Source organism: Paracoccus simplex (assembly GCF_042648325.1).
Taxonomy (GTDB): domain Bacteria; phylum Pseudomonadota; class Alphaproteobacteria; order Rhodobacterales; family Rhodobacteraceae; genus Paracoccus; species Paracoccus simplex.
The window spans coordinates 81,716-94,662 of record NZ_JBHRXE010000041.1 but is presented as its reverse complement, the minus strand read 5'-3'; the positions used below and the strand labels follow the sequence as shown (position 1 = coordinate 94,662).

The following is a 12,947-nucleotide window of genomic DNA, read 5'->3' as shown; positions in this document are numbered from 1 at the left end:
TCAACCCCGTCTCTCGGTCAGTTGCTGGGCGAGGCCGGCAAAGAGCAGCCAGAGCGAGGTCAGGAGCAGGCCCCAGCGCGCGAAGCTTTCGGGGTGGAAATCGACCAGCACCGCCCAGACCGCGAAGCCGACCCAGGCGGCGCAGACCGGCAGCGAGATGAGCCGCCAGCGCTCGGTGCGGACCGGATGGATGAACTTCACATGCGTGAACATGGTCGCGGCCAGCGCCACCACGATCAGCAGGATGATCCAGAAATTCGGCTTGAGCGCGAACAGCACCAGCACCACCATGTTCCAGCAGGCGGGAAAGCCGGCGAAGGAATTGTCCCGGGTCTTCATGCGGGTATCGGCGAAATAGACCACGCTGCCATAGGTGATGGCGATGATCGCGATCCAGCCGGTCCAGCCGGGCAGCAGCCCCGACATGAACAGCGCATAGGCCGGGATGAACACATAGGTCAGGTAGTCGATGATCATGTCCATCAACACGCCGTCATAGGTCGGCCAGTTCGTCTTGACCTGGTAGCGGCGCGCCAATGGTCCGTCGACGCCGTCCACGATCAGGGCGACGACCAGCCAGAAGAACATCTCGGACCAGTTGGCCCGGGCGGCGGCCAGAAGGGCAAGCATCGACAGCACCGCGCCAGTGGCGGTCAGCAGATGCACGAACAGGGCTTTGAGACGCAGATTCATCCCCCGCTTCTGTCACCGAACGGTCATGACCGCAAGTTCGTGCCCCCCGCGGCCGCGTGCTTTGCCGGCAGGTGATGCGCGGAAGTCCCGCAAGCGGCGGCCTATTCGACGAATTCCTCGGCCGCGTAGCCTTGCAGATACAGCAGGGCGGTCAGGTCGCCGTGGTTGATTCGCAGATCGACCTGCGCCGCGACCACCGGCTTGGCGTGCAGCGCCACGCCCGTGCCGGCCAGCTGCAGCATCCCCAGGTCGTTGGCGCCGTCGCCCACCGCCAGCACGTCGGCGGGCGACAGGCCGCGCGTGGCGGCGATGTCCTGCAGCGCCTCGACCTTGGCCTCGCGGCCCAGCACCGGCAGGGCGACATGGCCGGTCAGCACGCCGCCCTCGGAGAGCAGCGTGTTGGCGCGGTGCTCGTCGAAGCCGAGCGCCGTGGCGACCGGCCCGGTGAAGACGGTGAAGCCGCCCGAGACCAGCGCCGCATAGGCACCCTGCGCCCGCATGGTCGCGACCAGCTGCCGGCCGCCGGGGGCCAGCGTGATGCGGCTGTCCAGCACCTGGCCGATGGCGGTTTCCGGCAGGCCGGCCAGCAGGCCGACGCGGGCCAGCAGCGCCTCGTGGAAGTTCAGCTCTCCGTTCATGGCGCGGGCGGTGATGGCGGCGACGCGCTCGCCCACGCCGGCGACATCCGCGAGCTCGTCGATGCATTCCTGCTGGATCATGGTCGAATCCATGTCGGCGAGCAGCACCGCCTTGCGCCGGCCCGCGGTCGACTGGATCGCCAGGTCGAAGCCCTCGGCCTGCAGCCTGTCCCAGGCTTGCCAGAAATCCTGCGGCTCGGCGGCGACCGGGAATTCGGCGGCGATGCCGGGGGCCAGCCAAAGCGGGCGGCCGCCGTTCCAGGCGCCGCGCAGTTCATCGACCAGGGCGGCGGACAGGTCGGCGCGGCCGGGCGCGGCAAGGATGGTGACGGTGAACATGCAGACCCCTTGGCGGTTGTTTGCGGCAGCACTAGCCAAAGCGGTGCGGCGGATCAATCGGTCGGATTCATGCCGCGAATCTGTCGCAATCATCGCTTGCAAATATTTCTTGCGGGAATCCCCCGGCGGCGCTAAGGCGGTCAGCGGGACACGCCGCCCCAACGCGGCGCTTATAGCTGGAAGGCTAACATCATGGGCAAGACTGCTCCGGCCGCGCGGCCGGCCAATCCGCGCTTTTCTTCGGGCCCCTGTGCCAAGATCCCCCATTTCTCGCTGGACATGCTTGCCGACGCGCCGCTGGGCCGTTCGCATCGTGCTGCCGTGGGCAAGGCCAAGCTGGCCGAGGCCATCGACCTGACCCGCGACGTGCTGGGCGTGCCGGCGGATTACCGCATCGGCATCGTGCCCGCCTCGGATACCGGCGCGATCGAGATGGCGCTGTGGTCGCTGCTGGGTGCCCGCAAGGTCGAGATGCTGGCCTGGGAAAGTTTCGGCGAGGGCTGGGTCACCGATGTGGTGAAGCAGCTGAAGCTGGATGCGGTGGTGCGCAAGGCCGATTACGGCAAGATCGTGGATTTTGCCGAGGTCGATTTCGACAATGACGTGGTGTTCACCTGGAACGGCACCACCTCGGGCGTGCGGGTGCAGAATGGCGATGCGATCCCGGCGGATCGGGCCGGGCTGACCATCTGCGACGCCACCTCGGCCGCCTTTGCGATGGATCTGCCCTTCGACAGGCTCGATGTGGTGACCTTTTCCTGGCAGAAGGTGCTGGGCGGCGAGGGCGCGCATGGCGTGCTGATCCTGTCGCCGCGCGCCGTCGAGCGGCTGGAGAGCTACACCCCCGCCTGGCCGCTGCCGAAGATCTTCCGCATGACCAAGGGCGGCAAGCTGATCGAGGGCATCTTCAAGGGCGAAACCATCAACACGCCCTCGATGCTTTGCGTCGAGGATTACCTGGTGGCGCTGAAATGGGCGCAATCCATCGGCGGCCTGCCCGGGCTGATCGCGCGGTGCGAGGCCAATGCGGGCGCGGTGCGCGATTTCATCGCCGATAAGGACTGGATCGCGGACCTGGCCGAGAACCCGGCCACCGCCTCGACCACCTCGGTCTGCCTGAAGTTCACCGATCCCCGCATCCGGGACGGGGCGGCTTTCGCCAAGGCCGTCGCCAAGCGGCTGGAGAAGGAAGGCGTGGCGCTGGACGCCGGCGCCTATCGCGATGCACCCCCGGGCCTGCGGATCTGGTGCGGCGCGACCGTCGAGGTTTCGGACGTGGCGGCGCTGATGCCCTGGATCGAATATGCCTTCGAGGCCGAGATCGAGGCGCAGGCCGCCCTGGCTTGACCTGGCGGACCGGGGCTCTGCCCCGGACCCCGGGAGTATTTGTGAAACGATGAAAGCCGGATCGGGCCAAGGTTGCCCGCTGGCCCCGCATATCCAAGAGGATAGAAAAATGCCCAAGGTTCTTGTTTCGGACAAGCTGTCGGAGACCGCCGTGCAGATCTTTCGCGATCGCGGCGTCGAGGTGGATTACCTGCCGGATCTCGGCAAGGACAAGGAAAAGCTGGCCGAGGTGATCGGGCAGTATGACGGGCTGGCGATCCGGTCCGCGACCAAGGTGACCGCGAAGCTGCTGGAGAACGCCACCAACCTGAAGGTGATCGGCCGCGCCGGCATCGGCGTCGACAATGTCGACATTCCGGCCGCGTCGAAGCGGGGCGTGATCGTGATGAACACGCCCTTCGGCAATTCGGTGACCACCGCCGAGCACGCCATTGCGCTGATGTTCGCCGTGGCCCGGCAGTTGCCCGAGGCCAGCGTTTCGACCCATGAGGGCAAGTGGGAGAAGAACCGCTTCATGGGGGTCGAGGTCTTCAACAAGGTGCTGGGCATCATCGGGGCGGGGAACATCGGTTCCATCGTCATCGACCGGGCGCTGGGCCTGAAGATGAAGGTGCTGGCCTATGACCCCTTCCTGTCCGAGGAGCGGGCCAAGGAGCTGGGCGTGAAGAAGGTCGAGCTGGACGAGATGCTGGCCAAGGCCGATTTCATCACCCTGCACGTGCCGCTGACCGAGAAGACGAAGAACATCCTGTCGCGCGAGAACCTGGAGAAGACCAAGAAGGGCGTGCGCATCGTCAATGCCGCCCGCGGCGGCCTGATCGACGAGCAGGCGCTGGCCGAGCTGCTGAAATCGGGCCATGTCGCCGGGGCGGCGCTGGACGTCTTCGCCACCGAGCCGGCGACCGAGAGCCCGCTTTTCGGCCTGCCCAACGTCGTGGTGACGCCGCATCTGGGCGCCTCGACCACCGAGGCGCAGGAGAACGTGGCGCTGCAGGTCGCCGAACAGATGTCGGATTACCTGCTGACCGGCGCGGTGCAGAACGCGCTGAACATGCCCTCGGTCACGGCCGAGGAAGCGGCGGTGATGGGCCCCTGGCTGAAGCTGGCCGGCCATCTCGGCGCCTTCATCGGCCAGATGACCGACGAGCCCATCAAGGCGATCAATGTGCTTTACGACGGCGTCGCCTCCGAGATGAACCTCAAGGCACTGAATGCCGCGGTGATCGCCGGGGTGATGAAGGCCACGAACCCGGATGTGAACATGGTCTCGGCCCCGGTCATGGCGCAAGAGCGCGGCGTGCAGGTCGCCACCACCACGCAGGGCAAGTCGGGGGTCTTCGACGGCTATATCAAGGCCACCGTCGTCACCGACAAGCGCGAGCGCTCGATCGCCGGCACCGTGTTCAGCGACGGCAAGCCGCGCTTCATCCAGATCCGCGGCATCAATGTCGATGCCGAGATCGGCGAGCACATGCTCTATACCCGCAACAGGGACGTGCCGGGCGTCATCGGCGCGCTGGGCATGACGCTGGGCGACCTGGGCGTGAACATCGCCAATTTCACCCTGGGCCGCACCAAGACCGGCGACGATGCCATCGCCATCCTTTATCTTGACGAGGCGCTGAAGCCCGAGGCGCTGGAGGCGCTGCGGGCCACCGGCAAGTTCCTGCAGGTGCGGCCGCTGCAATTCGAGGTTTGAACCTTGCGAACCCCCGGACTAGGGTCCGGGGGTTTTCATTTGCGGAGGCGGCATGCGGACCTATGCCATCGGCGACATTCATGGGCATCTGGACCTGCTGAAGGCGGCGCATGAACGCATCGCCCGCGACGACGCGGCGCATGGCGGCGGCGGGACGGTGGTGCATGTCGGCGACCTGCTGGATCGCGGCCCGGATTCGCGCGGCGTGGTGGATTATCTGCTGCGCGGCCAGGCCGAAGGCCGGGCCTGGATCGTGCTCAAGGGCAATCACGACCGCTTCCTGCCGATCTTTGCCGCGCGTCCCGACTGGATCGACGCCGGGCTCGGCTCGGGCAAGCATTGGCTGGAGCACGAGACCCTGGGCGCGGCCGAGACCCTGGCATCCTATGGCGTCGAGATCCGCGGCCGCGCCCGCACCCATGCCGAGGTGCTGCGCGCCGTGCCCGAACCGCATCTGCGCTGGCTGGACGCGCTGCCGCTCTGGCATCTGATTCCGCGGGCGCTGTTCGTGCATGCCGGCATCCGGCCCGGCGTCGATCTGGCGCGGCAGACCGAGCATGACCTGGTCTGGATCCGCAAGGGCTTCCTGGATGATGCCACCGACCACGGGGTGCTGATCGTGCATGGCCATACCCCGGTCGAGCGGGTGACGCATTTCGGCAATCGCCTGGCCATCGACACCGGCGCCGCCTATGGCGGGCCGCTGAGCGTGGTGGTCTTTGACGAGACCGGGCTGCATCTGCTGGCCGAGGAGGGGCGTGCGCCGGTGCCGCGCGCCTGACCTGCGGCCCCATGTGGCAATGGCGCCAGGACGCCGGCGGGAAATCTCGCAGATGCGTCACATCCGTTGACCGGCGGGCCGGCGGGGCCGGATACTCGGGGAAACGATCCGGGCGGTTTCCCGTTATGTTCCAGGAGGTGAGGCGCCGTGCAGTCGCTTTCGGTCATTCTTCAGCTGGCAGGCGCGGTGGCGTTGCTGCTTTTCGGCCTTGGCCTGGTCCGGGACGGCATGGTGCGTGCCTTCGGAATGAAGCTGAAGATGGTGCTGGGACGCGGCACCGAGACCGGGGGGCGCGCCTTCCTGTCCGGGCTGGTGGCGACGCTGGGGCTGCAAAGCTCGACCGCAACGGCGTTGATGACGGCGTCTTTCGTGGATCGCGGCATGATCCGGCCGAAGATGGCGCAGATCGTGCTGCTGGGGGCGAATCTGGGTACGGCGCTGACGGCCTGGATCGTCGCCTCGGGGCTCGAGGCGCTGGTGCCGGCGCTGCTGCTGGTCGGCTATGTGCTGCGGCGGCGCCACCAGCGCGCCTGGTCGGGGGGCGGGCTGGCGCTGATCGGCATCGCGCTGATGCTGCTGTCGCTGTCGCTGCTGACCCAGGCGACCGAGCCCTTGCGGGAATCGCCGGCCATGGCGGCGTTCCTGGCGATGCTGGGCAATGCCTGGCCGGTGGCGCTGGCCTTCGCGGCCGGGCTGGCGGTGCTCTGTTCCTCCTCGCTCGCCGTGGTGATGCTGGTCCTGTCGCTGGGCATGGAGCCGGCGCTGACCGTGGCGCTGGTGCTGGGGGCCAATCTGGGCGGGGCGATCCCGCCGGTGATGGCAACGGCCGGGCAGGGCATCGCCGCGCGCCGGGTCGCGCTGGGTAACCTGATCGTGCGCGGCATCGGCTGCCTGGTGGCGTTGCCGCTGGCCGGGCAGGCGGCGCAGTTGCTGACCGTGATGCCGCTGCCCGAGACCGGGCTGGCGGTCGAGGCGCATCTGGCCTTCAACCTGATCCTTGCCGCGGCGCTCTGGCCCTTTGCCGGGTTGGTCACCCGGCTGACCGCGACCATTCTGCCCGAGGAGGAGCAGTCGCCGCCGATCGAGGCGCAACTGCTCGACGGCTCGGCGCTGGACACGCCGGCCGTGGCGCTGGCGCGCGCCAGCCGCGCCGCCCTGGCCATCGGCGACGTGGTCGAACGCATGTTGCAGCAGGCGCGCACCGCCTTCGCCCGCGGCGACGACGCGCCGCTGGCCGAGGTCCGCGTGCTCGAGGATCGGGTGGACCGCATGCAGCAGGAGGTGAAGAGCTTCCTGTCCCGGCTGGGCCGCGAGGCGGGCGAGGCCGAGCGGCGCCAGGCCATCACCATCCTGGACTACGTGATCAATCTCGAGCATGTCGGCGACATCATCGACAAGGGGCTGGCGCCGGAGATCCGCAAGAAGGCCGGGCTGGGGCTGCGCTTCTCGGACGAGGGTTACCGCGAACTGGACGACCTGTTCCTGCTGACCATCGAGAACCTGCGCGTCGCCCAGACCGTGTTCATGACCCGCGACCGCGACCTGGCGCGGCAGCTGATGGAGGAGAAGGTCGAGATCCGGCGGCTGGAACGGCTGTCGGCGCAGCGCCACCTGATGCGCTTGCGCGAAGGGCGGGCGGAAAGCCAGCAAACCTCGTCGCTGCACCTGGACCTTCTGCGCGACCTCAAGCGGATCAATGCGCATGTCGTCTCGGTGGCGCATCCGATCCTGGACGAGGCCGACCTGCTGATCGAAAGCCGGCTGAAAAGGGGGTAGGGCTCCGGGCTGGCGGAGCGCCTCATGAGAAACGCCTTGCCGGCGGGTCCGAAGGGCTGCCCTGGCTGCTGATTGGTTTCCGTCCGAACGCTTGCGCGGCGGTCGCTGCCCAGTTCGGGCCGCTGCCGGTGAAGCGGATCCATGACGCGCAGAACCGGGTGCCGATCTGTCCGGCGCGTGCCAGACCAGGTGAAGGACGGCGCGGTCAAGATGGCGCTGCCGACCATGGCGCCGGCACCGGACCGGGAATCGCCGCCCGACCAGGGCGCTGAACGACGATCCTGCCGCCCGGTCGCGGGCGAAAGGCGTGCGCCACCGCGGCCGCAGCCCAGGGCGCGACGGTCCTGTGCTGCCCGGGACGGTGGACAGTGGCGCGGGCTCGCTGTATGAGCCGCGCCAAACGGGAAAGATGCGATGCGGATTCCGTCCAAGACGGCGAAATACAATCTGGGCCAGGTGGTCCGCCACCGCGAACATCCGTTTCGCGGGGTGATTTTCGACGTCGACCCGGAATTCGCCAATACCGAGGAATGGTACGAATCCATCCCCGAGGAATCGCGGCCGTCGCGCAACCAGCCCTTTTACCATCTCTATGCCGAGACCGAGGCGACCTATTACGTCGCCTATGTCTCGGAACAGAACCTGGTGCCGGACCATTCCGGCGAGCCGCTGGAACATCCCGAGGTCACCGAGATGTTCGGCGAATTCCAGGACGGCCGCTATCCGCTGCAATTCGGGCTGAACTGAGCGGAGCGGTGTCCTTGGCCGGTCCGGGCGCGGGGGCGCCCTGCATCAGCGGTTCGGTCACCGGCACGATGAAGGCCAGGAAATTCCGCCGGCCTTCGCGGAAATAGCTGAGCGAGGCGGTCAGTTCCTGGATCAGGAACCAGCCGAAACCGCCTTCCGGCAGCAGCAGGACCGAAGCGGAATCCCCGGCGTCGAAGCCGGGATGGGGCAGGCATCTGGGGTCGAGACAGGACAGCGGCAGCGGCCGGCCGTCATCGGTCACCGCGCAGGCGATGCCGCCGACATGGCGGGCGACACAAAGATGGATCAGCGGCGCGTGCGGCCGGCCGCCCAACCGCGTCGCCTCGGACCGGGTGCCGTGTTCGCAGATGTTGTTCAGCACCTCGGCCAGCGCGAGTTCCAGCCTGGCGACCACCTCGTCCTCGGCGCTGCCGTCGAAGCGCTGGCGCAGGAACAGCAGCGCCGCACGCACGGTTTCGGGATCGGCGCGGAACATGCGGTGGAACATCGGCCGGGGGCCCGCCGATGGCCGGTGCAGCCGCCTGTCGGGCGGGGGCGGGGGGACGTTCATGGCGCGGGGCCTTTCTGGCCGGGCGGCGGATCCTTGCGGATGGCCAGCACCGTATCCATGCGGGTCAACTGGAACACCCGCTCGACATTCGGGGTCAGGCCGGTCAGCACCAGCCGGCGGTCGGCCGGCATCGCCTTGAAAAGCGCGATCACCGCGCCAAGGCCCGAGCTGTCGATGAAATCGACGCCGCGCAGGTCCAGCACCACCAGCGCGCCGCCATCGACGATCATGCTGCGCACGCGGTCCTTGAAAGCCGTGGCGATGGCGGCGTCGAGGCGCTTTTCGTCGACGCGGATCGTCACCCCGTCCGGTTGGGGCAGCAAGGTCAGTTGCATGTCTGGTTCCGCCGTTGGTCTTTTCCAGGACTGTTCTAGCGCGCAAACCTTACCGATCGGTAAGCGGAGGCCGGCCCGGCCTGCCACAAGCCCTCGAAATTTGCGTCGAATGCTCCGCATCGGCCGCGAAACGGTGTCGGAACTGTCCGAAAGATCAGGCCGGGGCCGGGTGCAGACACGTTGATGTTACCCAGAGCGGCGAGTTAATCTGCCGGTGAATGAGTGGCCTGCCCCGGACAAGAGATGAGCCCATGCGTCCCGCCTTCCTGCCCGCGTTCGTGCTTGCGGCCCTTGTCATGAGCGGAGCGCCCGGCCGGGCCGGCCCCGTCGCCCTGACCTGCCCCGAACCCGGCAATGCGGTGGTCGCGCAAGTCTGTGCCGCTCTGCAGGACGAGCTGCGCCAGTCCGGCCATCCCCTGCTGCCGGCGGCCGATGCGCCGCTGCGGCTGCGACTGGAGGCGGAAAGCCAGCGCCCGGACCGGCTGCGGGCGCGGCTGATCGTCGAGGACGCCTCGGGCCGGCACGAGGGCGACGAGATCGAGCTTTCGGTCATGGATCGCGCCACGATCCCCGAGGCGCAGCTGAGATCCTTTGCGCGGCTGCTGTTGGGCGAGGCGCTTTCCCGGAAATGAGTTCAAACAAGGAATTGGCCATGAGTCTTGCCAGGAGTTTCGACGCAGGCGCGCCGGACCACCCGCAATTCGGCGCCGCGGCCGATGTGGCGCGCGCCGTGCGGAGCGAGGGCGGCGATGCCCCGGCCTCGACCGGGACCGGCTACAGGATCAACGTGGGCGATACGTTCAACGGCTTCCTGGGGGCCGGCGACGCCGACTGGGTGCGGGTGCAGTTGCAGCCCGGCACCTACATCATCTCGCTGGAAGGACGCGGCGGCGCCGGGTTGTACGACCCCTATCTGCGGGTGATGAACGGTGCCGGCATCGAGGTCGCCCATAACGACGACAGCGGCTCGCTGAACTCGCGCCTGGTCCTGACCGTCACGCAGCCCGGCACCTATTACCTCGAGGCGGGCAGCTATGCCGGCGCCTATTCCGGCAATTACAGCCTGGGCATCGCGGCGCGGCAGCCGCTGCGCAACTTCACCATGGCCGAGATCGCCGAGCAACTGACCGACGGCTATTGGGAAAGCACCGGCCGCGAACGCCGGGCCTTCGACGTGGGGCAGGGCGACGTGCTGAACGTGGACCTGTCCAGCCTGACGGCGGCCGGCCGCACGCTGGCCAATATGGCGCTGAACGCCTGGGAGGCGGTGACCGGCATCCGCTTCAACCGCAACCCGGGTCCGAACGCCACCCTTCACATCACCTTCGACGACAACGATACCGGCGCCTATTCCAGTTCGGTCGTCAGCGGCGGCCGCATCATCAGCTCGCATGTCAATGTCGGGCTGGACTGGCTGAGCGCCTATGGCACCGGCTTCAACGGCTACAGCTACCAGACCTATATCCACGAGATCGGCCATGCGCTGGGGCTGGGCCATGCCGGCAACTACAACGGCAGCGCGGTTTACGGCGTGGACAACCACTATCTGAACGATAGCTGGCAGGCCACGATCATGTCCTATTTCAACCAGCAGCAGAACACGGCCGTCCACGCCACCCGCGCCTATGTCGCCTCGGCGATGATCGCGGACATCATGGCGATGCAGGAACTTTACGGCCCGACCGCGATCCGTACCGGCAGCAACACCTATGGCGAGCACACCAATGCCGGCGCGGCCTATGCCACCATCGCCGGCATGCTGCGCAACGCGCATACCCGCGACGACATCACCTTCGCCATCTTCGACCAGGGCGGCGTGGACATGCTGGACCTGGCCGGCGACAGCCACAACCAGCGCATCTCGTTGGCGCCGGGCACGGTATCGAACGCCTATGGGCTGGTCGGCAATATCTCGATCGCCTTCGGCACGGTGATCGAGAACGTGCAGGCCGGCCACGGCCACGACCTGGTGATCGGCAACTGGGCCAACAACCTGCTGCGTGGCGGTTCCGGCAACGACACGCTGCGCGGCAACAACGGCGATGACACGCTGAACGGCGGCGGCGGCCAGGACCGGCTGGAGGGCGGCGCCGGCAACGACACCTATGTCGTCGATGCGCATGACAGCATCGCCGAGGCGGCGAATGCCGGGGTGGATACGGTGCGCGCGCTGGTCTCGATGCAGCTCGGGGCCAATTTCGAGAATCTCGAACTGATCGCGAACGGGGTGCAGAACGGCACCGGCAACGAGTTGGCGAACCGGCTGACCGGCAACCTCTATGCCAACCAGATGAACGGGCTGCTGGGGCATGACAGCCTGTTCGGTCTGGCCGGGAACGACACGCTGAGCGGCGGCCATGGCAATGACTGGCTGGATGGCGGCGCCGGGGCCGATGTGCTGATCGGCGGGGCCGGCAACGATTTCTACGTCACCGATGGGCGCGACCAGCTGCGCGAGATGGCCGGGCAGGGCATCGACATGGTGCGGTCCTTTGTCTCGATGCAGCTTGGCGCGTATCTCGAGAACCTGACGCTGATCTCGAATACGGCGCAGAACGGCACCGGCAATGCGCTGGCGAACCGGGTGATCGGCAACGGCCATGCCAATCTGTTGGACGGGCGGCTGGGGAATGACAGCCTGTTCGGCTTGGCGGGCAACGACACGCTGTTCGGCGCGCTGGGCAACGATTCCCTGCATGGCGGGGTCGGCGACGACGTCCTGGCCGGCTTGGCGGGCAATGACACGCTGTTTGGCGGCCTTGGTGCCGATCATTTCGCCTTTCATGGCGGGCGCGACGTGATCCAGGACTTCCGGGACGATGTCGACACGCTGCGCATCGACGATGCGCTGTGGGGCGGCGGGGTGCGCAGCGTGGCGCAGATCCTGTCCCATGCCAGCGTGGCGGGCGGCAGTACCGTCTTCGACTTCGGCAACGGCAATACGCTGACTCTGAACGGCCTGACCAGCATCGCCGCCCTGCAGAACGACCTGATCGTCGTCTGACCGGCCGCCTTGCCCGACCAAGAAGGCGTCGCGGGTCCGCGCCGCCTTTTGGCTGCCGAAAGCCGGACCCTTCGGCCCCCGCGCCGCCTTGATTTTCGGCAGCAGGCTGCCGCGATCCTGCCAAGCGGAAGACCCCCTGCCGCCAGGGTAGGGGCCCGTGGACAGCGCGCGCCCGGATGCGAAGACCAGCGGCAGCGGCGAGGGTCCAGCGATGACGATGTATTGCCATGAAATGGTCGAGGGCAGCCGGGTGCGCGAGTCCTAGCCATGCTCTCGGACGGGATCGACACCATGCCCGCCGAGATCCGCCGGATGAAGCGGGCCGAGGCCGAGGCGCTGTTCCGCCGCATCGGCATCACCTTCGCGGTCTATGGCGGGGCGGCGACCCGGACCGGCTGACCGCATCGACGATCCGTTCCTGGACCCGCTGTGCTTCCGGCGCGATTCCATGCTGGGCGTGCCCGGGCTGATGGATGTCTATCGCTCGGGCGGGGTCGGCATCGCCGCGGCGCCGGGCGCCGGCGTGGCCGACGACAAGGCGGTCTATACCTTCGTGCCCGAGATGGTCCGCCCCTGCCTGGGAGAGGAGCCGATCCTGCGCAACGTCCCGACCTGGACGCTGTGGAAGGACCAGGATTATCGCCAGGTCATGACCAATGCAGGGCTCGGGCGGCTACGGCATGCTGGACCGGGCCGAGGACACGCCCTTCCTGCAGATCGGCGCGCGCAAATACGGCAAGCCGATCCTGGACCGGGTGGTGCGGCCTGAGACGAATCTTGCCGATGCGCAGAAGGCGGTGCTGTTGTCGTGGGATTCGGCGTTGCGCTCGAATCTGTCGGTGGGTATGCCTCTGGACCTGGCCGTCATCCGCAAGGATGCGTGCGCGGTCCCGCATACCCGCCGTATCCTGGAGGGCGACCCGGCCTTCATGGCCATGTCCGCCGCCCGGTTCGCGGCGCTGCGCGACAGTTTCGTGAAGGTCACGATCTGACCGCAGCCCCCGCGGACCCAAGACC

At 67.6% G+C, this 12,947-nt stretch carries 12 protein-coding genes and 2 pseudogenes; 10 read left to right on the top strand and 4 right to left on the bottom strand.

The window, feature by feature from the left end; translation table 11 throughout:
• Both ACFOMP_RS14715 and serB read right to left on the bottom strand, forming a co-directional pair.
• Positions 1 to 693: a CDP-alcohol phosphatidyltransferase family protein gene (locus ACFOMP_RS14715; protein ID WP_289894283.1), complete on the bottom strand. Its 693-nt coding sequence runs from the start codon at positions 691 to 693 to the stop codon at positions 1 to 3.
• Between the two features lie 101 nt (positions 694 to 794).
• Positions 795 to 1,670: a phosphoserine phosphatase SerB gene (gene serB / locus ACFOMP_RS14710; protein WP_379031854.1), complete on the bottom strand. Its 876-nt coding sequence runs from the start codon at positions 1,668 to 1,670 to the stop codon at positions 795 to 797.
• Between the two features lie 192 nt (positions 1,671 to 1,862).
• Here serB and ACFOMP_RS14705 point away from each other — a divergent pair, with 192 nt between their 5' ends.
• The 5 genes from ACFOMP_RS14705 (at position 1,863) to hspQ (ending at position 8,020) form a co-directional block, all read left to right on the top strand.
• Positions 1,863 to 3,017, top strand: a complete 1,155-nt coding sequence (locus tag ACFOMP_RS14705) for a phosphoserine transaminase (protein WP_379031851.1) — start codon at positions 1,863 to 1,865, stop codon at positions 3,015 to 3,017.
• A gap of 109 nt (positions 3,018 to 3,126) precedes the next feature.
• Complete coding sequence (serA, locus tag ACFOMP_RS14700; protein WP_289894279.1) at positions 3,127 to 4,716, top strand: phosphoglycerate dehydrogenase; 1,590 nt, start codon at positions 3,127 to 3,129, stop codon at positions 4,714 to 4,716.
• A 52-nt stretch (positions 4,717 to 4,768) separates the two neighbouring features.
• Complete coding sequence (locus ACFOMP_RS14695; RefSeq protein WP_379031848.1) at positions 4,769 to 5,497, top strand: metallophosphoesterase; 729 nt, start codon at positions 4,769 to 4,771, stop codon at positions 5,495 to 5,497.
• Between the two features lie 147 nt (positions 5,498 to 5,644).
• Complete coding sequence (locus ACFOMP_RS14690) at positions 5,645 to 7,273, top strand: Na/Pi cotransporter family protein (RefSeq protein ID WP_379031845.1); 1,629 nt, start codon at positions 5,645 to 5,647, stop codon at positions 7,271 to 7,273.
• Between the two features lie 414 nt (positions 7,274 to 7,687).
• A complete protein-coding gene (gene hspQ / locus ACFOMP_RS14685) occupies positions 7,688 to 8,020 on the top strand; it encodes a heat shock protein HspQ (RefSeq protein ID WP_289894276.1) in 333 nt (110 codons plus the stop codon).
• On the opposite strand, the gene ACFOMP_RS14680 is transcribed toward hspQ, so the two are convergent.
• Both ACFOMP_RS14680 and ACFOMP_RS14675 read right to left on the bottom strand, forming a co-directional pair.
• Positions 7,959 to 8,591 carry an ATP-binding protein gene (locus ACFOMP_RS14680; protein ID WP_379031842.1) on the bottom strand — a complete coding sequence of 211 codons (633 nt, stop codon included), beginning with the start codon at positions 8,589 to 8,591 and terminating at the stop codon, positions 7,959 to 7,961. The genes hspQ and ACFOMP_RS14680 overlap by 62 nt on opposite strands.
• Positions 8,588 to 8,926, bottom strand: a complete 339-nt coding sequence (locus tag ACFOMP_RS14675; RefSeq protein WP_379031839.1) for an STAS domain-containing protein — start codon at positions 8,924 to 8,926, stop codon at positions 8,588 to 8,590. Before ACFOMP_RS14675 ends, ACFOMP_RS14680 begins: the two co-directional genes overlap by 4 nt.
• Positions 8,927 to 9,222: 296 nt before the next feature.
• Here ACFOMP_RS14675 and ACFOMP_RS14670 point away from each other — a divergent pair, with 296 nt between their 5' ends.
• The 5 genes and pseudogenes from ACFOMP_RS14670 to ACFOMP_RS14650 form a co-directional block, all read left to right on the top strand.
• Entirely contained in the window at positions 9,223 to 9,558 is a 336-nt protein-coding gene (locus tag ACFOMP_RS14670; RefSeq protein WP_379031836.1) for a hypothetical protein, read from the top strand.
• A gap of 20 nt (positions 9,559 to 9,578) precedes the next feature.
• Positions 9,579 to 11,930, top strand: coding sequence for a M10 family metallopeptidase (locus ACFOMP_RS14665; protein ID WP_379031833.1), 2,352 nt, complete (start codon positions 9,579 to 9,581; stop codon positions 11,928 to 11,930).
• A gap of 267 nt (positions 11,931 to 12,197) precedes the next feature.
• A complete protein-coding gene (locus ACFOMP_RS14660) occupies positions 12,198 to 12,329 on the top strand; it encodes a hypothetical protein (RefSeq protein ID WP_289894271.1) in 132 nt (43 codons plus the stop codon).
• A 1-nt stretch (position 12,330) separates the two neighbouring features.
• Positions 12,331 to 12,616: pseudogene (locus ACFOMP_RS14655) on the top strand (circularly permuted type 2 ATP-grasp protein); the annotation flags it as partial.
• A pseudogene (locus tag ACFOMP_RS14650) lies at positions 12,614 to 12,922 on the top strand (peptidase); the annotation flags it as partial. The pseudogenes ACFOMP_RS14655 and ACFOMP_RS14650, both read left to right, overlap by 3 nt.
• Between the last annotated feature and the right edge of the window lie 25 nt (positions 12,923 to 12,947).

Bases quoted from the DNA above. Each gene is read 5' to 3' on its own strand.
- ACFOMP_RS14705 (WP_379031851.1), top strand. From the start codon at position 1,863: ATGGGCAAGACTGCTCCGGCCGCGCGGCCGGCCAATCCGCGCTTTTCT.
- serA (WP_289894279.1), top strand. From the start codon at position 3,127: ATGCCCAAGGTTCTTGTTTCGGACAAGCTGTCGGAGACCGCCGTGCAG.
- ACFOMP_RS14660 (WP_289894271.1), top strand. From the start codon at position 12,198: ATGCTCTCGGACGGGATCGACACCATGCCCGCCGAGATCCGCCGGATG.
- hspQ (WP_289894276.1), top strand. From the start codon at position 7,688: ATGCGGATTCCGTCCAAGACGGCGAAATACAATCTGGGCCAGGTGGTC.
- ACFOMP_RS14680 (WP_379031842.1), bottom strand. From the start codon at position 8,591: ATGAACGTCCCCCCGCCCCCGCCCGACAGGCGGCTGCACCGGCCATCG.
- ACFOMP_RS14695 (WP_379031848.1), top strand. From the start codon at position 4,769: ATGCGGACCTATGCCATCGGCGACATTCATGGGCATCTGGACCTGCTG.
- ACFOMP_RS14675 (WP_379031839.1), bottom strand. From the start codon at position 8,926: ATGCAACTGACCTTGCTGCCCCAACCGGACGGGGTGACGATCCGCGTC.
- ACFOMP_RS14670 (WP_379031836.1), top strand. From the start codon at position 9,223: ATGAGCGGAGCGCCCGGCCGGGCCGGCCCCGTCGCCCTGACCTGCCCC.
- ACFOMP_RS14715 (WP_289894283.1), bottom strand. From the start codon at position 693: ATGAATCTGCGTCTCAAAGCCCTGTTCGTGCATCTGCTGACCGCCACT.
- ACFOMP_RS14665 (WP_379031833.1), top strand. From the start codon at position 9,579: ATGAGTCTTGCCAGGAGTTTCGACGCAGGCGCGCCGGACCACCCGCAA.
- serB (WP_379031854.1), bottom strand. From the start codon at position 1,670: ATGTTCACCGTCACCATCCTTGCCGCGCCCGGCCGCGCCGACCTGTCC.